The 17,840-nt window shown below is 72.8% G+C and carries 14 protein-coding genes and 2 pseudogenes; 4 read left to right on the top strand and 12 right to left on the bottom strand.

Annotated elements, in window-relative coordinates; translation table 11 throughout:
- Window positions 1-26 precede the first annotated feature (26 nt).
- On the bottom strand, window positions 27-716 hold the full coding sequence (locus tag ACWDEN_RS39845; RefSeq protein WP_450862836.1) for a methyltransferase domain-containing protein: 690 nt from the start codon (window positions 714-716) through the stop codon (window positions 27-29).
- Between the two features lie 173 nt (window positions 717-889).
- Window positions 890-2,140, bottom strand: coding sequence for an ROK family transcriptional regulator (locus ACWDEN_RS39840; protein WP_450862834.1), 1,251 nt, complete (start codon window positions 2,138-2,140; stop codon window positions 890-892).
- Between the two features lie 142 nt (window positions 2,141-2,282).
- Between ACWDEN_RS39840 and ACWDEN_RS39835 the strand changes: the two genes are divergently transcribed.
- Window positions 2,283-3,497, top strand: a complete 1,215-nt coding sequence (locus ACWDEN_RS39835; RefSeq protein ID WP_450862832.1) for an MFS transporter — start codon at window positions 2,283-2,285, stop codon at window positions 3,495-3,497.
- On the opposite strand, the gene ACWDEN_RS39830 is transcribed toward ACWDEN_RS39835, so the two are convergent.
- Window positions 3,457-3,915 carry an acyl-CoA thioesterase gene (locus ACWDEN_RS39830; RefSeq protein ID WP_450862830.1) on the bottom strand — a complete coding sequence of 153 codons (459 nt, stop codon included), beginning with the start codon at window positions 3,913-3,915 and terminating at the stop codon, window positions 3,457-3,459. The two genes, ACWDEN_RS39835 and ACWDEN_RS39830, sit on opposite strands and share 41 nt — an antisense overlap.
- 105 nt (window positions 3,916-4,020) lie before the next feature.
- Complete coding sequence (locus ACWDEN_RS39825; protein ID WP_450862828.1) at window positions 4,021-5,292, bottom strand: alginate lyase family protein; 1,272 nt, start codon at window positions 5,290-5,292, stop codon at window positions 4,021-4,023.
- A 144-nt stretch (window positions 5,293-5,436) separates the two neighbouring features.
- On the opposite strand from ACWDEN_RS39825, the pseudogene ACWDEN_RS39820 reads away from it, so the two are divergent.
- Window positions 5,437-6,844 (top strand): annotated as a pseudogene (locus ACWDEN_RS39820) (uracil-xanthine permease family protein).
- Here ACWDEN_RS39820 and ACWDEN_RS39815 read toward each other — a convergent pair.
- Window positions 6,796-6,960, bottom strand: a pseudogene (locus ACWDEN_RS39815) (glycoside hydrolase family 6 protein); the annotation flags it as partial. The pseudogenes ACWDEN_RS39820 and ACWDEN_RS39815 overlap by 49 nt on opposite strands.
- Window positions 6,961-7,165: 205 nt before the next feature.
- Here ACWDEN_RS39815 and ACWDEN_RS39810 point away from each other — a divergent pair.
- Window positions 7,166-7,852, top strand: a complete 687-nt coding sequence (locus tag ACWDEN_RS39810; protein WP_351609257.1) for a DUF5995 family protein — start codon at window positions 7,166-7,168, stop codon at window positions 7,850-7,852.
- A 98-nt stretch (window positions 7,853-7,950) separates the two neighbouring features.
- Entirely contained in the window at window positions 7,951-8,880 is a 930-nt protein-coding gene (locus ACWDEN_RS39805; protein ID WP_450862826.1) for an LLM class F420-dependent oxidoreductase, read from the top strand.
- Between the two features lie 40 nt (window positions 8,881-8,920).
- Here ACWDEN_RS39805 and ACWDEN_RS39800 read toward each other — a convergent pair whose 3' ends face one another.
- The 7 genes from ACWDEN_RS39800 to ACWDEN_RS39770 form a co-directional block, all read right to left on the bottom strand.
- Entirely contained in the window at window positions 8,921-10,618 is a 1,698-nt protein-coding gene (locus ACWDEN_RS39800; RefSeq protein ID WP_450862824.1) for a flavin monoamine oxidase family protein, read from the bottom strand.
- Between the two features lie 54 nt (window positions 10,619-10,672).
- Window positions 10,673-11,461: a carbon-nitrogen hydrolase family protein gene (locus ACWDEN_RS39795; RefSeq protein WP_450862822.1), complete on the bottom strand. Its 789-nt coding sequence runs from the start codon at window positions 11,459-11,461 to the stop codon at window positions 10,673-10,675.
- Between the two features lie 518 nt (window positions 11,462-11,979).
- Entirely contained in the window at window positions 11,980-12,624 is a 645-nt protein-coding gene (locus ACWDEN_RS39790; protein ID WP_450862820.1) for a DUF4232 domain-containing protein, read from the bottom strand.
- Window positions 12,625-12,726: 102 nt separating this feature from the next.
- Window positions 12,727-13,107 carry a DUF742 domain-containing protein gene (locus tag ACWDEN_RS39785; RefSeq protein ID WP_450862819.1) on the bottom strand — a complete coding sequence of 127 codons (381 nt, stop codon included), beginning with the start codon at window positions 13,105-13,107 and terminating at the stop codon, window positions 12,727-12,729.
- A gap of 7 nt (window positions 13,108-13,114) precedes the next feature.
- A complete protein-coding gene (locus ACWDEN_RS39780) occupies window positions 13,115-13,552 on the bottom strand; it encodes a roadblock/LC7 domain-containing protein (RefSeq protein WP_450862817.1) in 438 nt (145 codons plus the stop codon).
- Window positions 13,542-16,271, bottom strand: a complete 2,730-nt coding sequence (locus ACWDEN_RS39775; RefSeq protein ID WP_450862815.1) for a nitrate- and nitrite sensing domain-containing protein — start codon at window positions 16,269-16,271, stop codon at window positions 13,542-13,544. The genes ACWDEN_RS39780 and ACWDEN_RS39775 overlap by 11 nt, the downstream gene beginning before the upstream one ends.
- A 101-nt stretch (window positions 16,272-16,372) precedes the next feature.
- Window positions 16,373-17,839, bottom strand: a complete 1,467-nt coding sequence (locus tag ACWDEN_RS39770; RefSeq protein ID WP_450862813.1) for an HAD-IA family hydrolase — start codon at window positions 17,837-17,839, stop codon at window positions 16,373-16,375.
- Window position 17,840: the final 1 nt, after the last annotated feature.

The following is a 17,840-nucleotide window of genomic DNA, read 5'->3' as shown; positions in this document are numbered from 1 at the left end:
TGATCGGACGCGCGGGCCCAGCCGCCTCAGCCTCTCGCCTTCGGCCGGCAGATCATGAAGCACTGCGAGCTCAACCACCAGGGCGCATGCCGCACCGGGCTCAGGTGCACGGCATCGATGTGAAACCGCTCGCGCACCACCTCTCGCAGTTCACGAAAGTCGAAACCCTTGTGCGTCGTGCGCGGGTTCTGCGGCCGGCTCACTCGCATTCCGACCATGGCCTTCAGCACGTCTGAAGGCCTGTATTCCGACCTGAGCGATCGGCTGCGAATCATCCAGTTCGACACCTTCGGCACGATCGCCAGGCCGTACATGATCGGTACAGAAATCACGAGCGCGCCATTCCGGTCGAGAATACGCGATGCGTCTTTCAGTAGCGTATCGACTTCCTCATCGTAAAGATGCTCGCAAACCTCGAACGCCGTCAGGACGTCGACACTGTGCGACGCGACGCTGTCCAGCGATTCCGCATATTTCAGTTCCGGAAACGTCGGCGCCATGTAGGGATCGTGTCCGACGAGCGTGGTGTCGGGGCGCACCTCGCCCAGCAGGTGCAGAAAAAGGCCCGGTCCTGCGCCAAAATCGAGAACGGTGCCGCTCTTCGCACACAGCTCGGCGACGAGATCGATTCCCATCCTCATGCGAGTGCGATGGGCGAAACGTGCCAGCGGATTGCCGGACCTGACCGTTTGTTCCTCGTATGAGATTTCGCGCATCGAGAATTCCCTCACCGTACGGCCAATTGGTCCCGAGTTTTGCCGACGGACAGTAACAAGGAGTCCGGACCATACGAAGAACAACGCGCCGCACCCGATGAGGGCCATCCTTCTGGGCCAATCGACATCGCCCCGGCGAGTCAGGGCGGCCGACGGGGCTTGTCCGACAGGCCCTAACGCTCCGGTGGGGCGAAGAGTTCGTCCTGGGCCCGCTCACGCGCGGTCAGCAGCGCCCCCCTCAGCACCGCCGCCCCACCGAAGCTGCTCGCCCGTACCTCGGTGGCCAACGGTGACATCCGCCGCAAGCGTTCCGCCACGAGTCCGGCGAGCACCACTCCCCCGGCCTGCCCCACCTCCCCGCCCAGGACCACGCACCCCGGATCGAGGACGGCGGCGACGGAGGCGGCCCCGATGGCGACCCGGTCGGCGAGGGCGTGCAGGAATCGGGCGGCCGAGGTGGGCGCTGCGCCGGTCTGCGGGCCGGCCGTCATCTCCCCCGCCGCAGCGCGCACCAGCCCCGCGATCCCCGGTCCGTCCATCACGGCCGGTACCGGCAGGCCGTGCTCCGCCGCCAGGGCGCCGATCGCCGCGGCGCCCGTCAGGGAGTGGAAGCCGCCGTCGCAGTCCCTGGCCGAGGGCAGTGAGTCGGTGCCCGGTACCGGCAGGAAGCCGATCTCGCCCGTGCCGCCCGAGGCGCCGCGGCGGAGGGTGCCGTCGAGGACCACCGCCGCGCCCACGCCATGGCCCAGCCAGAGCAGCACGAAGGTGTCCCGGTCCCGGGCGGCGCCCTCGCGCTGCTCGGCCAGGGCGGCGAGGTTGGTCTCGTTCTCCACGGTGACGCGGGCCCCGGGCAGCCGTTCCTGCAGCGCGGCGGCCAGGCTGCGGTGCCAGGCGGGCAGGCCGCCGGAGTCGCGCAGGTCGCCGGTGGCCGGGTCGATGAGGCCCGGCGCGCCGATGCCGACGGTGTGCAGCCTCCCCCACGCTCGAACGCCCTCGCGCGGTGGCGCCCCCATCGCCCCGGCCTCCTTCGCGGTCCGCTCCACGGCCGCCACCACCTGCTCCACGGCGGGCCCGGTCCCGGTGTCGCCGTCGATCGGCACGGACGCCTCGGCCAGCACCCGTCCGACGAGGTCGGAGACCAGCACGAAGACACCGCTGGTGCGGACGTCGAGCGCGGCCAGGTGGGCCCGGTCGGCGACGATGCCGTACAGGCGGGCGTTGGGGCCCCGGCGCTGCTCACCGGACTTGCCGACCACTGTGATCAGCCCGGCGGCGGTGAGCCGTTCCACGAGGTCGGCGACCGTCGGCCGGGACAGGCCCGTCAGCTGCTTCAACTGCCCGGCCGTGAGCGGGCCTTCCTGCTGCAGCAGACGCAGGGCCAGGCGGTCGTTGATGGCCCGGGCGGTGCTGGGTGATGCGGGCATGACGGGAATCCTTCCAGATCGCCGCACCGGGGGACGCCGATGGCGGCGCCGACGGCGGCTGTAGAACCGCCTATCTATCAGGCAGGCTCCCTGATAGTTTACGGCCCATGCCGCAGCGGCGACCCTGGGGAGGGACTGGGACATGAGTGACGTGGGTGACGCGCGCGACGAAGTGAGGCGCGCCCGGTACGCCGTGGCGGCCGTGTTCGCCGTGCACGGCGCCGTGACCGGTTCCTTCGCCACGCGGGTGCCGTGGATCCAGGTGCATGCCTCGCTCGGCGCGGGCCTGCTGGGGTTCGCGCTGGCCTTCACGGCGTTCGGTGCCTCGTGCGCGATGCCGCTGGCGGGCCGGATCAGCCATCGCTACGGCAGCCGTACGGCCCTGCGCGGACTGCTCGCGCTGTGGACGCTCTCCCTGGTCCTTCCGTCCCTCGCGCCGAACCTGTACACCCTGTGCCTGGCGATGTTCACCTACGGCGCGAGTGCGGGCATGGCCGACGTGGCCATGAACGCCCTCGGTGTCGAGGTCGAGCGGCTGCTGGACAGGTCGATCATGTCGGGGCTGCACGGCATGTGGAGCGCGGGCGCGCTGGTCGGCTCGGCGGCCGGCACACTGGCGGCGCACCTCGGCTCCGACGCCCGCCTGCACTTCTCACTCGCCTCGGCCGTCCTGACCGTGCTCGGCCTGGTGGCCTGCACCTGGGTGCTGGACCTGCAGCCGGCCGAGGACGAGGAGCCGCCACCGCGGTTCGCGCTGCCGCCCCGCTCGGCGCTGCTGATCGGCACGGTCGGCTTCTGCGCGGTGTTCGCGGAGGGCGCGAGCCTGGACTGGTCGGCGGTGTTCCTGCGGGACCGGCTGGACAGCTCGGCGGGAGTCGCCGCGGCCTGCACGACCGGGTTCATGCTGACGATGGCGGTGGCCCGGATCGCCGGGGACGCGGTGGTGAACCGGTTCGGCGCGGTCCGTACCGTCCGGGCCGGCGGCGTCCTGGCCGGGCTGGGTGGTCTGCTGATCGTGTTCGCCGGGTATCCGGCGGTGGCGATGGGCGGGTTCGCGCTGATGGGGCTCGGCATCGCGGTGGTCGTACCGCTGTGCTTCGCGGCGGCCGGGCATGCCGGGCCCAACCCGAGCCAGGCCATAGCCGGCGTGGCGACGATCACCTACACCTCGGGCCTGATCGCGCCGAGCCTGATCGGCGGGGTGGCCCAGGCGACCAGCCTGGTGGTGTCGTTCTGCGTGGTGACGGCGCTGGCGTGCGGACTCGCGGTGTGCGCGGGCGTGCTGCGCAGCGCCGAGCGCGGCGGCCGGACCGAGGTCAGCCGGCCGGCCGCAGCAGTTCCCGGCCCACGGCCCTGAAGGCGTCGGACCAGGGCGCCGGGCGCAGGGTCGTGGCGTCGAGCCGGACCAGCACCCGGGTGCCCTGGGCGTAGGTCCGCGTCCCGTCGGCCGAGCAGAAGCGGAAGCCGTAGGTCAGTCCGGTGGTGCCGAGCCGGTCCAGCCAGAGGTGGACGGCGTAGGTGCCGGGGCTGGTCACCGGCGCCTCGTAGCCGATGCGCAGTTCGCGGACCGCGTTGCAGGCGTCGCCGGCCGCGTGCCAGTCGCCGTCGAAGCGGACGCCGTGCTCGCTCCACAGCTCCGTCCAGGCGCGCTCGACCAGCAGGGGATAGCGGGCGTTGTGCAGGAGCCCGAGCGCGTCGAGGTCGTCGAAGTGCACGGTGACGGGGATCAGCCGGCCGTGGGAGACGACGGGCGCGATCGGGGCTTCGGCGGTCACGGGGGCGGCTCCTGAACATCGCTGCGGGGACGGTTCCCCAGGACGCTTCCCTGGGGCGGTTCCATACTAAGCGACCGCTCAGGAGCCCTGACCTGGCCCGGCCGGTCAGCCCGCTATGGAGTCCAGCTGCTCGGCGGCGGGCCGCAGCGCCCACAGGTCCCCGCCGGGCGGCGCCTCCAGCTTCGGCGCGGCCGCGGCGGCCGCGGCGTCCCCGGCGTCGGCCGCCGCGTGCACGACATCGGTGGCCGCGTACCGGTGGAACTCCAGCTCAGGATGCGACCACGCGGCGGCGCCGGTCGCGGCCGGCAGCAGATAGCCGACCGCCCTGAACAGGCTCTGGCCGTCCGGGCCCTGGTACGACCACAGGTTCACGCCCACGTGCCGGCCGATGGCCGCGAGCCGGGTGTAGGCGACCAGGTCGAAGGTGGAGTAGTGCCAGCTGCGGGTGCGGGCGAGCTCCTGGGGCTGGCTGCCGTCGGCGGCGATCTGCGGGTCGATCCGCTTGGCGCGCGCCTCGAGCACGGTCCGCCGGGCCAGCGCGGTGTCGCCGGTGGCGTAGGCGAGGGCGGCGAGCTGCATGTCGTAGAAGGTGCCGTGGTTGTTGGCGGCCGCGCCCTCCTGTTTGCCGAAGTCGCTGTTCCTCAGCCAGTTCAGGAAGTCGGCGTTCCACCTGCCCATCGCGGTGCGGTCCTCGGCGCTCCAGCCGGGGGCGCCGGCGGCCAGGATCGCCTGCGCGTCGAGGACGCCGGTGTACGACTGGGAGAAGTCGATGATGCCGATGGCCCGGCCGTCGTACGTGCACGGGATGAACTGGGCGTGCTCCAGGTCGGGGTTCATCCGGGTGGCCGGGTCGAGGAACCAGGTGCGCAGGATCTGCCCGGCCTTCGCGGCGTAGGCCGGCTTGCCGGTGTAGTACCAGGCGAGCGCGAGGTCGTACGTCGAGTCGAAGACCTTCTCCGCGTCCTGCCGGTCCGTTCCGCTGTCGACCTCGGGGTTGCGCTGCCCGTCGCGCTGGACGTACGGGCAGCCCCAGGGGTTGTCGGCGGTGGGAGTGGTCGTGGGCCACCAGTAGGGGGCCTGGCTCAGGTACTCGTGGACGTCACCGCCGGGTGCGGGCCTCGGCTTGTCGACGACCGTCCAGGGGCCCTGGTCCAGCCAGGCGTCGGCGCGGGTGGTCAAGTCCCGCAGTGCGCGCTGGAGTCGGGGGTCCCGGCCGAGGCGGGCGCGGGTCTGCTGGAGCCGGCCGCCGTCGAGGACGGCGGTCCTCGGGGCCTTCGGCACGGAGGGGGCGTGCGCGGCGTGCGCGGACGGGACGAGCGCGGCCCCGAACGTCACCACCGCGGCCAGCAGCACGGCCGCACGGGATCTTCCACTCATCGAGCACTCCGATCTGCCATCGATCAGCGCGAGTCATATACATGAACTCAATTCATGAGTAGGACCGTGCGAGCGTAGAACCGCTCGTCACCCCTGACAATGGCTCGGACCGTCTTCACGTACGTAAGAAAGCGAAACCCCACCGTGGACCTCGGCGTGCGCTGGAAGCTGCACGGTGACGGGCGCACGCCCGCGCCCGGAGCGGTGGTACGCCCCGACGAACGGCTCTCCTGGCCCCGCACGGTGGGCCTGGGCGCCCAGCACGTGGTCGCGATGTTCGGCGCGTCCTTCGTCGCGCCCGTCCTGATGGGCCTGGACCCGAACCTGGCCATCATGATGTCGGGCGCGGCGACCGCGATCTTCCTGCTCGCCACCCGCGGCCGCGTGCCGAGCTATCTGGGCTGCTCCCTGTCGTTCGTGGGCGTGGCCGCCGTCATCCGCGCACAGGGGGGTACGAGTGCCACGGTGACCGGCGCGGTGTTCGTCGTCGGTGTGGCGCTGTTCCTGGTGGGGCTCGCGGTGCAGCGCTTCGGGGCGCGGATCATCCACGCGGCCATGCCGCCGATCGTCACCGGCGCGGTCGTCATGCTGATCGGCCTCAACCTCGCCCCGGTGACCGCCTCCACCTACTGGCCGCAGGACCAGTGGACGGCCCTGCTGGTCATGCTGTTCACGGGGCTGGCCGTGGTCTGCCTGCGCGGCTTCTGGTCCCGTGTCGCGATCTTCCTCGGGCTGGTCTTCGGCTACGGCATCTCCTGGGCCTCCGACCGGATCTTCGGCAAGATCCACTCCATGAGCCCGAGCGGCAAGGTCACCGACCACTGGCGCCTCGACCTCTCCGGCGTCTCCAGGACCCACTGGATCGGACTGCCGCATTTCCACGGGCCGTCCTTCCAGTGGTCGGCGATCCTGGTCGCGCTGCCGGTCGTCATCGCCCTCGTCGCGGAGAACGCGGGCCACGTCAAGGCGGTCGGCGAGATGACCGGCGACCCGCTGGACGACAGGCTCGGTACGGCGATCTCGGCGGACGGCGTCGGGTCCATGCTGTCCACCGCGGTGGGGCGGCCCGCCGAACACCACCTACTCCGAGAACATCGGCGTGATGGCGGCGACCCGCGTCTACTCCACCGCCGCCTACTGGGCCGCGGCCGGCTTCGCCCTGCTCTTCGGCATCTGCCCGAAGTTCGGCGCGGTCGTGGCCGCGATCCCGGGCGGTGTGCTCGGCGGCATCACCGTGATCCTCTACGGCATGATCGGCCTGCTCGGCGCCCAGATCTGGCTGCACGCCAAGGTGGACCTGCGCAACCCGCTGAACCTGGTGCCGGCCGCCGCGGGCATCATCATCGGCGTCGGCAACGTCAGCCTGAAGTTCACCGGCACCTTCTCGCTCAGCGGCATCGCCCTCGGCACCCTGGTCGTCATCACCGGCTACCACGCGCTGCGCGCCTTCGCCCCGGCCCATCTGAAGCGGCAGGAGCCGCTGCTGGACGAGGGCACCTCCGCCTACGACACGGAGGCCGACAAGAAGGGGGCTCCGCGCGCCAAGTCGTAGGCGTACGACGGCGTGAACGTCCCGGCCGCACCCCGGCAGCCGTCGGACTCCCCCGGCGGCTTCACCCACAGCCAGGCGTCGATCCGGGCCTCGCCGGTGTCCAGGGCCGGCGAGCGCGTCGAGGATCCGGCGGTCGCAGGCGAGGCCTGCTTTTCCGGCGGGTTCCAGCCGGAGTGGCCTGGCGTCGGAGGCGCCGGGCACGTGAGCCCGACACCCTGCCACTCCCCTCGCATCCCGCACCGCGGCGGTCCGTTCCCCCGTTCCGGCGATGTCCCCGGCCGGTCGGTGTGCCGGGCGGGCCAGGGCTGGGACCCTTCCCCCATGGCGCAGTTGGAACACCTCACCACTCCCGTCGACGCGGTCGTCTCCCGGATGCGCGCGATCTCTGCGGCGCTGCCCGAGCGGGACGGTGTCGCCGTGTTCAACCGCGTCTACCTCACCGTCACCGAGGAGATCGACCGGCGCCTGGACACCGGGGAGTTCCCGGATCCACGGGCGGCGATCGCGCTGGACGTGCGGTTCGCCGAGCGCTATCTCGCGGCGGTCGACGCGGCGGCCGCCGACCGCCGTCCGCCCGCCTGCTGGCGTCCGCTGTTCCAGCTCCGCCGCCATCCCGGGGTACGTCCACTGCAGTTCGCGCTGGCGGGGATCAACGCGCACATCGGGCACGACCTGGCGCTCGCCGTGGTGGACGCCTGTCATACGCTCGGCTGCGAACCGCCCGACCTGGAGGACGAGTTCGACCGCGTGGGCGAGCTCCTCGTCGCGCTGGAGGAGCGCATCCGCGAGGATCTGATGCCGGGTCCCGATCTGCTGCAGATCGCCGACCCGCTCACCCATCTGCTGGGTTCCTGGAGCCTGGAGCGGGCCCGCGACGCGGCCTGGGTGGCGGCGCGGGCCCTGTGGGCGCTGCGCCACTGCGCCGACATGACCGAGGAGTTCGCCGAACGGCTGGACACGGCGGTGGGGTTCGCGGGGCGGATGCTGCTGACGCCGCTCGCCGACTGAACCTGGCCGGAATCCGCCCCTGCGCGAGCCGCCTTCGGAACACCGCGGTCGTCGCCGTACGTTGCCCGCCGAGTATCCGATCACAAAGGAGCAGCGGTATGGCGACCCGGCTCGGCCTGAGTCTTCCCCAGATGCGGCAGTACTCGATCGGCTCGGACGTGCCCGCGGTGGCACGCGCCGCCGAACGGATCGGCTACGACAGCCTGTGGGTCTTCGAGCGCGCTCTGTTCCCGGAGCCCGCCACCCAGGGTCTGTACGGCGTCGACGGCCTGCCCTGGCCCGACCAGTACCGGAACGTTGCGGACCCGCTGGTCACCCTCACCCTCGCCGCGGCGGCCACCGAGCGGGCGGAGCTGGGCTCCAGCGTCCTGGTGGCGCCGCTCCACGTGCCGTTCCAGCTCGCGAAGGCCCTGGCCTCGCTGGACACGGCGAGCGGGGGCCGGGTGATCGCGGGCTTCGGCACCGGCTGGTCCCTGGACGAGTACGCGGCCTCCTCCGTCCGGCCCTTCGAGGAGCGCGGCAGGGTGCTGGACGAGATCATCGAGGTGTGCCGGGCGGTGTGGGGTCCGGATCCGGTCGTCTACGAGGGCCAGTTGACCAGGATCGCCTCCGCCGTGGTCGGGCCCAAGCCCGCCCGGCCGATCCCGGTGATGCTGGCGGCGAGCAACGAGCGGGCCTTCCGCAGGCTCGTCGACCATGCCGACGGCTGGCTGCCCGCGGGGTTCAGCGCGGAGGGAGTCGGCGCACAGTGGCGGCGGTTGCGGGAGCTGGCCGAGGAGCGGGGCCGTACGAAGCCCATCCGGACCGTGCTGCGGGTCAACACCAGCCGCCAGGCGAAGCCGTACGACGGGGCGGACCGCCGGCCCTTCCAGGGCGATGTCGACCAGATCGTGACCGACCTCGTGGAGTACGCCGGCATCGGCCTGGACGAGATCCTCATCGACCTCCAGGGCACCGCGCGGGACGCGCAGGAGCTGACGGACGTCGCCGCGGAGGTGTTCGAGAAGGCGCGGGCGGCCGGAGTCTGAGTCCGGCCGCCCGCGCCTTGGTCCTTGCTCGTTGTTCTGGTCAGTCCTCGGGCAGCTCCACAGGGGCGATCTCGTCGTACACGTCACCCGGGCCGGGGTTGGCCGGGTCGGTCTCGCCGCCGAAGTGGTGCATGACGCCCCAGACCGCGTTCAGCGCGGTCTGGATCGCGCCCTCGGCCCAGCCGGCCGTCCAGGAGATGTCGTCGCCGGCGAGGAAGATGCCCCGCTTGTCCTCGGGCAGCCGGTCCTGCATGAAGTGGGTGAACAGGCGCCGCTGGTAGCGGTAGTGGCCGGGCAGGTTGGCCTTGAACGCGCCCATGAAGTAGGGCTCGTTCTCCCAGGAGACCGTCACCGGGTTGCCGATGATGTGCTTCCGGATGTCGACCTTCGGGTAGATCTCGCCGAGCGACTTCAGCATGACCTCCATCCGCTCGTTCGCGGACAGCGGCAGCCACTTCAGGCTGTCGTCGCACCAGGTGTACGACAGGCAGATGACGGCGGGCTGGTCCGGGCCGTTGTCGAGGAGGTAGGTGCCGCGGGTCATGCGGTCGGTCAGCGTCATCGACATGATGTCCCGGCCGGTCTCCTCGTCCTTGTCCAGCCAGAACGGCCGGTCGACCGGGACGAAGAGCTTGGAGCTCTCCATGTAGTGGGTGCGCTCGATCGCCGTCCAGTGGTCGATCGGGAAGAGCGAGTCGTCGCAGGCGATCTTGGACAGCAGCATCCAGGACTGGGCGGTGAAGATCGCCGCCTTGTAGGTGCGGATGTCGCCGTTCGCGTCGGTCACCGTGATCTGGTTGCCCGCGGTGCGGTGCAGCCGGGTCACGGCCGGGCGCGGCTCGCCGTCGACGTGCAGGGACTTCAGCGAGGTGCCGTACGGCCAGTGGACGATCTTCTCCGGCGCGCGCTCCCACAGGCGCAGCGGCAGCTGCTGGGAGCCGCCGACGATGCCGCGGTGGTGGTCGTCGGCCTCGGTGTAGACGACGCGCAGGATCTCCAGGATGGAGTTCGGGAAGTCGGTGTCCCAGCCGCCGGTGCCGAAGCCGACCTGGCCGAAGATCTCGCGGTGCCGGAAGGACTTGAAGGCCTCGGAGTCGCAGAGGAAGCCGTAGAAGGTCTGGTTGTCGAGCTTCTCGACCAGCTTCGACCAGATCTCGCGGATGCGCGGGACGTCCCGCTCGCGCATGGCGCGGTTCATGTCGGAGAAGTCGGCGCCCTCGTCGAGGCACCTGTTCCAGGCGTCGGCGACGTCCCGGTACACCTGGGGCAGGTCGTCGACGGTCTCGGCGTAGTGCGACTCGCCCTTGAGGTCCACGACGGTCGAGGGGGTGGCCTCGGCCAGCGGGTTCGGGAACGGCCTGGTCTCCAGCCCCACCATGTCGATGTAGTGCTGCAGGGCGGTGGAGGACGGCGGGAAGCGCATCGCGCCCATCTCGGCCGTCAGCGTCTCGTCGCAGCCCTCGAAGCCGACGGTGCGCAGCCGGCCGCCGATCTGGTCCGCCTCGTAGACGACGGGCTTGAGGCCCATCTTCATCAGCTCGTAGGCGGCGACGATGCCGGACAGGCCGCCGCCGATGACCGCGACCTCGGTGCCGTGCTCGGTCGCGGGTATCTGACCGAGGCCCGCCGGGTGGGCGAGGAAGTCGTCGTAGGCGTAGGGGAAGTCCGGGCCGAACATGGTGATCGGCGGCTGCTGCTCGTCGGTGTGCTCGACGGCGTTGGGCACCGTGGACGTCATGGGGTACGGACTCCTTGCACGAGGTGAAACAGGGGGGAGGCTTTTTGCGGCGGCTCAGCCGAGCGACCCGTACAGACCGGGGCGGCGGTCCTGCAGGTACGGGTTGGCCTCGCGGGAGGCGGCCAGGAAGGCGGGGTCGGCGTCGGCGAGCACCAGCTGCTCGGCGCGGCCGGCCCGGGTGCGGGCGACGCCGTCGGGACCGGCGAGGACGGAGAGGCCGACGAACTCGAACTCCCCTTCCCGGCCGACCCGGTTGACGTACGCGACGTACATCTGGTTCTCCCAGGCACGCACCGGCACCAGGGCCTCGGCGACGAACTGGAAGGGGTGCATCTGCGCGGTCGGGACGACGAGGAGGTCGGTTCCGGCCAGGGCGTGGGCGCGGACGTTCTCCGGGAACTCCACGTCGTAGCAGATCATCAGGCCGACGGTGAGGCCGTTCAGCTCGGCCTGGACGACCGGCTGCTCGCCGGGCGTGAAGTGGTCGCGCTCGAAGCAGCCGAAGAGGTGGGTCTTGCGGTAGTTCGCGAGCCGGGTGCCGTCCGCGGAGATCAGCTGGGCGGAGTTGTAGACGGTCTCGCCGTCGCGCTCCGGGTAGCCGTAGACGATCGCCAGGCCGTGCCGGTGGGCCAGCTCGGCGATCGCGTCCGCGCTGTCGCCGTCGGCGGGCTCGGCGAGGCGGGCGATGTCGTCGCCGATCGCGTACCCGGTGAGGAACATCTCCGGTGCGGCGAGCAGCGCGGCACCCGCGGCGGCGGCACGGCCCGCGGCCTCGTCCAGGACCTTGAGGTTCTCGGCGATCGAGCCGGGGCGGCCGGAGCTCTGGAGGAGGGCGGTGCGCATGCGTGTTCCTCACCGGACGCAGGGGGTTAGGGGGTCATTAAGAAGGTACGGTCGGCGCGCTCGGCCGGACAAGAAGGAGCCGTTGCGCGCCTGTGCGCGGTTCGTTGCGTGGAATGCGGGTCGGACGGCGATTCGTTGCGCCCACTCGGGGCCGCATCCCGTCCTCCCCGAGGCGCAGGTCACGGCCGGGGTTCCCCAGCGGACGGCGGAGGTGGGTTCCCGCCTGCGGAGCGATGTGTGCCCGTTCCGCCGCTCCTGCTGATCACCGCCGGCACGGCCGGGGCGGCACTGGCCTCGGCCGGCGGGGCGCACCCTCCCCGGCCGGCGGCGGAGCACGCACAGCGGGAGGCCGCCGCGCGGGTGACCGGCGGCGAGGTCGCTGCGGCTGGGCGGGGGTCGGCAGTCCCGCGGACACCGGGGACCTGCCGCCGTGCGTGTCTTCCACGCGCTTCGAGAAGGTGAAGCAGGGCACGGGTGACTTCGGGGTCGTGCCCTGGCAGCCGAAGCTCTGGGTCCGGCTACTTGCCGGTGCCGACGGGGTCGACGGTGACGGCGGGGCCGCTGCCGTCCGAGACCGGCACGTTGATGCTGACGGGCAGGGTGCGCGAGTGGGTCTCGTTCGGCGGGGTGACGACGAGACCGGTGAAGGTCTCACCGCTGCCGCCGGAGGTGTTCGGCGGGTAGTGCAGGGTGAAGCGGGTCTCCTCGCCCGGCTTGACGCTGACCGCGACCGGGGCGACCGTGCTCCGCTCGGCGCTGACCGTGCCGTCCTTGCTCTTGAGGTCGGCGCCGGGGAAGCCCTTGAGGGTGCAGGTGGCGGAGCCGGTGTTCTTCAGGTTGACGACGAGGGTGCCCTCGGCCATGCCGCCGGAGGTGCTGAAGGCGAGGTGGGAGGTCGGGCAGGCACCGGAGGCGCCGCCCGCGGCCGTGCCGCCGCCGCTCGCGCCGGACCGGCCGGTGGCGGTGCCCTTGCCGGAGGTGCCGGTGGAGGCCGCACTGCCGTCGGAGGCCTGGGTGCCGGAGCCCTGGGAGGCGGAGCTCTGCGAGCTCGGGGCGGAGGAGTCGCCGGAGCCGGACGAGCTCTTGCCGCTGCCCTGGCAGGCGGTGAGCGACAGGCCTGCGACGGCGACGACGGCGAGCAGCGAGAGCTTGTGGACGCGCATGGTTCCCCTTCGGGGTATCGGTGACGTGCCACCTCCTGAGATCCCCCACCGCCGCTGATGCGTTCCGGTCGGCACCGCTCTCGCACACAGCCGTGACAAACCCTAGATCTCCCGCAGCCGCTCCACGATCTCCCGCAGCAGCCCCGGGTCGGCCGCCGGGCCGCCGGCCGGGTGGCGGCGGGGCGCGTCGATACGGACCAGGCCCGCCTCGGCCAGGTCACCGAGCAGCACCCGGAGGACGGTCAGGGGCAGGTCGGCGTCCGCGGCCAGCTCCACCACGGGACGCGGGCCGCGCCGCACCAGGTCGAGCAGGGCGGCACGGGCGTGATCGACGTCGGCTCCCGGCGCGTCGGCGTCCACCGCGGTGACCCGGGACATCAGGTCGATGGCGTGCGCGCCCGAGGGCCGGGTGCGGCCGTGGGTCACCGTGTAGGGGCGCACCATGGACCCGGTCTCGTCCTCGTACCAGTGCTCGTCGCTCACCGCGGGATCATCTGGGGCTGCGGGCGGCCGCGTCCAGGCGGCGGCCGAGGCGGCGGACGAGCAGGGCCATCTCGTGGGCGAGCTGGCCGACGTCGGTGCCGGCCTCGCTGAGGACGGCGAGCCGGCTGCCGTGCCCGGCCGGGGTGATGAAGAGGTAGGCGTCGTCGAGCATCACCACGGTCTGCCGCACCGCGCCCACGGCGAACCGCTCACCCGCCGAGCGGGCCAGGCCGTGGAAGCCGGAGCAGACGGCGGCCAGATGCTCGATGTCCCGCCGGCGCATCCCGTCCGAGCTGCTGAGCGGGAGGCCGTCGGCGGTCAGCAGCACGGCCTGGCGGACGTGCTCGGTGCGCGCCACGAGGTCGTCCAGCAGCCAGCCCAGGTCCGTACCGGGCGCTCCGGCGGGCGGGTCCTGCGGCTCCGGGGTCTGGTCGTCACCGTTCATGACCGGTGTCGGTCCCTTCGTCGGCGTGGCTGGTCAGGGGGGCGGGGGCGGCGTCGGTGGGGGCGGCGTGGTCGGGGGCGGGTGCGCGTGCCTCGTCAGGAGCGGGTGCGCGTGCGTGGTCCGGCGCGGATGTGCGTGGGGGTGCGGGTGCGTGGGGGCTGGACGCGCTGTCTCCCGCGCCCCTGGGGAGCTGCCGTTCCGTCGGCTTCGCGGTTCCGGAGCTGCGGGCCGTCGGGTCGGTCGCCGGCAGGCCCTTTCGGCCGCGGTCGAGGCCGCGCTGGAAGGCGCCGAAGATCGCCCGCATCTCCTCGGCGTCGACCTCCCGCCCGGGTGCCGTCTCCGGCGGGGGCGGCGGGTCTTCCCGCAGCTCCCGGGCGAGGGAGGCCTGGCGGATCCGGGTGGGGAGGGCGGGGGCCTCCGGCTCGGGAGCCGACAGGTGTGCCGGTTCCCGCCCGGCAGGCGGCTCCGGGGCCATGGCACTCCCCTCGTCGCCGGAGGGCCGGGCCATGGGCCGCCTCCGCGTGGGCAACCCACCCGCGCCGGAAGCGGAACCGGCCCGCTTCCCCGACGGCGACTCGGCCACACCCGCAGACGCCCCGAACCCGCCCCCCGAGGGCAAGTCCCCCGCATCCGGAGCGACTGGGGGCCGGCCCCTCGACGGCAGCTCCCGTACGGTGGCGAGGCCGTCGGCGCGGCCGTGCGCGGGCAGCGTGCGGCCGTCCGGGGCACCCGCCCCAGGCCGCGCGTCCTCCGCCTCTCCGGTCTGCCGTAGGCCACTCCGCCCCGCCGCAACGGGCTCGACGGGGTCGGTCGGCTCCGCCAGCACCGCCTGCGGCAGCAGAACCACCGCCGTCGTGCCGCCGTACGGCGAGTCCCCCAGGCTCACCTCGATGCCGTGGTGGGCGGCGAGGCGGCCGACGACGTAGAGGCCGAGGCGGTCGTGGCGGGTGGGGTCGAAGGCGTCGGGGTCGGTGAGGGTGGCGTGGGCGTGGGTGCGTGCCTCGGCGTCGAGGCCGAGGCCCCGGTCGTCGATCTCGATCACGAACCCGCTGCCGACCCGCCCGGTGCGCAGGGTGACCCGGGTGTGCGGCGGCGAGAACACCGTGGCGTTCTCCAGGAGTTCGGCGACGAGATGGACGACGTCGGCGACCGCGTCCGCCGCGACGCCGATCTCCGGCATCGGCGGCACGACCACGCGGGCGTAGTCCTCGATCTCGCCGACGGCCGAGGCGACGACGTCCGCGATCGGCACGGGCCGGCGCCAGCGGCGGCCGGGCGCGGCGCCGGAGAGGATGATCAGGCTCTCCGCGTGCCGGCGCATGCGCGTGGTCAGGTGGTCGATGCGGAACAGCTCGCGCAGGACGTCGGGGTCCTCGGTGCGCCGTTCCAGGGTGTCGACGAGCTTCAACTGGCGGTGCACGAGTGCCTGGTTGCGGCGGGCGATGTTGAGCAGCACCGCGAACAGGCCGCGGCGCAGCGTCGCCTGTGTGACGGCCGCCTCGACGGCGGCGAGCCGCGCGGTGTTGAAGGACCGGCCGACCTGCCCGATCTCGTCGTCGCGCACCTCGTCGGCGGCCAGCGGCGGCGCCTCCGCCACCGCGTCGACCTCCTCGCCGGCACTCAGCTTCCGCATGACCTCGGGCAGCTGACGCTGAGTCAGGACGTCGGCCGCGTCCCGCAGGGTCTCCAGGCGCCGCGAGATGCGTCGCGCACCGCGCACCGCGAACCACAGCGACAGCGCCACGGCGGCGAGCCCCACCACGCCGACGACGGCCGACTTGGTCAGCTCCCGGTAGGCGAAGGCCCGCCCGCGTGCCGCGGAGTTCTCGGCGGACTGGGTGCACAGCTGCATGTACCGCTTCACGGCCCGGTCGGTGGTGGACCGCCAGGTGTCCGCCGCGACGGCCCGCCCGGCGCCCGCGGCCCCGGCCCGCAGCAGCGCGTCCTCGCCGCGCGCCAGCGAGCCGTACAGGTTCCCGCGCTGGAAGTCCTCGAACAGGGTGCGCGAGTCGGCGGGCAGGTCCGGCACGTACGTCCGCTGGAACACCCGCCGGTCCTCGATGGTCGCGGTCAGGGTGCCGTACTGCCCGTCCGTCAGCGTGCCGGCCGCCCGCGCCCCGGCGACCAGCGCGTCCTCCCGCGAGACGAACTCCCGTACCCGCACCAGCTCGATGACGACCTGCGCCTCGCGGGCGAGCTGTCCGGCCTGCAGGGAGGTGAGCGTGGACTGCACGTCGAAGCCGGGCTCGACCAGCGCGCTGTACTCGCCGACGGCCCGGTCCCAGCTGATGTGCCGGGACAGCACCTGCGAGCGCAGCCCGTCCAGTTGCCCGGTCGCCGCGTCCATGGCGTCCAGCGCCTGCCGCTGCCGGGCCGTGAGCCGGCTGCGGTCGCCGCCCCGGATCGCCTGCCGCATGGCGTCCACGGCCCGGTCGGTACGGCGCTGCTGTTCGAGCAGCTGGGCGGCCGTGGCCGTGTCGAGGCGGGCGCCCAGGTAGGCGGCGGACATCCGGCGCTCGATCTGGATCTGCCCGACCGCGGTGTCCACGGGGGTGCCGAAGTCCTCGTACACCCCCTGGAGCCGGATCAGCGCGCGCAGTTCGGCGGTGACGGACACCATCGCGAAGCTCCACAGCGCCATCAGCGCGACGGCCGGGGCGAGCGCGAGCGCCACGATCCGCGTGCGGACGGTGGTGGGACGGCCGAGGGGCCAGCGCATGGGTACCTGCCGGTGTTACCAGTCAGTAGCGGGCGATGAGCGCGGCACAACCTACGGGATGGTCACCCCGTACCGCAATGGTGACCTGGGGTAACCCGGAGTCACGTCCTGGTCAAGGAGAACGTGGTGACGACCGCCGCGTGGTCGGAGGGCCAGTCGTTGTCCGCGACGTCGGGCCAGGGCCGCGGGCTGCCGGTGACGAGGGTCCGCGCGTCCCGTACGGTCAGGCCCCGGTGCAGGACGTAGTCGATCCGGTCCTGCGGCTCGGGCCGTCCGCTGCCGTCCTCGTGCACCGGGTGGATCGGCGACCAGGTGTGGCCGGGCTCGGCGGCGGGGTCCGGGTGGGCCTCGCGGTAGGAGTCGGCGAAGCCCGCCTCCTCGGCGGCCCTCGTCACCGGCCAGGCCACGTCCGGCCAGTCCAGGTGGGAGGGGCAGTTGAAGTCGCCGACCAGGACGACCGGAACGCCCTCGCGCGAGGAGCCGGCGATACGCGCCAGCGCGTCCCGCATCTGGGTCAGCCGCAGCTCCTCGTGGGCGATCAGCTCCCGCGCCGGCAGCCCGTCGAAGGCGGACTCGTAGGGGCCGTACGGCGTGTAGTGCAGGTGCGCGGTCCAGACGTCCACCTCGCGGCCGGGGGCCACGGCGATCCGGACGCCCGCGGCGCCGTAGAAGCCGACGTCCGGGTCGCCGAAGCGGGCGGTGACGGGGTGGCGGCTGATGACACCGAGGTTCTCACCGGCCCGGTGGTGGTGCCAGCCGAGCGCCTCGGCCAGTTCCTGGGCGGCGGTTCCGCCCGTCTCCTGGAGTCCGACGACATCGGCGCCGCTCTCCAGGATGACCTTGAGCTGCTTGGCCCGGTGGTCGTCGACCTCGCTGCCGCCCAGCCACAGGTTCCAGCTCATGACCCGCAGTTCGGGCGTCACCATGCGCCGCAGCTCCTCGACCGTGACCCCGCTGAGGCTGTCCCGTACGGTCCGGCCGGGCGCGGTGCCGATCGGTGCGAGGGACGGCACGGCGAGGACGGCACAGCCGGCGGCCTCGGCGGAGGCGACGCCGGTCTCGGTGTCCTCGACGGCCACGCAGGCGGCGGGGTCGACGCCGAGGGCCCGGCAGGCGGCCCGGTAGGGGTCGGGGGCCGGCTTGGTGCGGGCGGTGTCGTCGGCGGTGACGGAGGCCGCGAACCGGTCGGCGCCGAGGGCGTCGAGGACGAGGTCGGCGACCGCCCGCGGGGACGCGGTGACCAGGGCGGCGGGGACGCCGGCGGCGGCCAGCGCGTCCAGCAGGTCCAGCGCGCCGGGCCGGGGCACGATCCCGGTGCGGACGCGGTCGGCGAACTCGCGGTGCAGCTCGGCCGCGAGGTCCGCCGCCGGCCGGCCGGTCGCCGTACCGAGCCAGGCGGCGGTGTGCTCGACCGGGCGGCCGAGCACGTCGGGCTGGTCGGCCTCGGTCAGCGGGCGCCCGGCGATCTGCTCGACCGCCTCCCACCACAGCCGCTCGGTGTCGACGAGCGTGCCGTCCATGTCGAACAGAACGGCCTGCAGCGGGTGTTGATGGGTGTGGGGGGTCACG

This window comes from Streptomyces sp. NPDC001153 (assembly GCF_053598315.1).
Note: the sequence above shows the minus strand (reverse complement) of the source record. Positions and strands in the feature narration are given on the sequence as shown.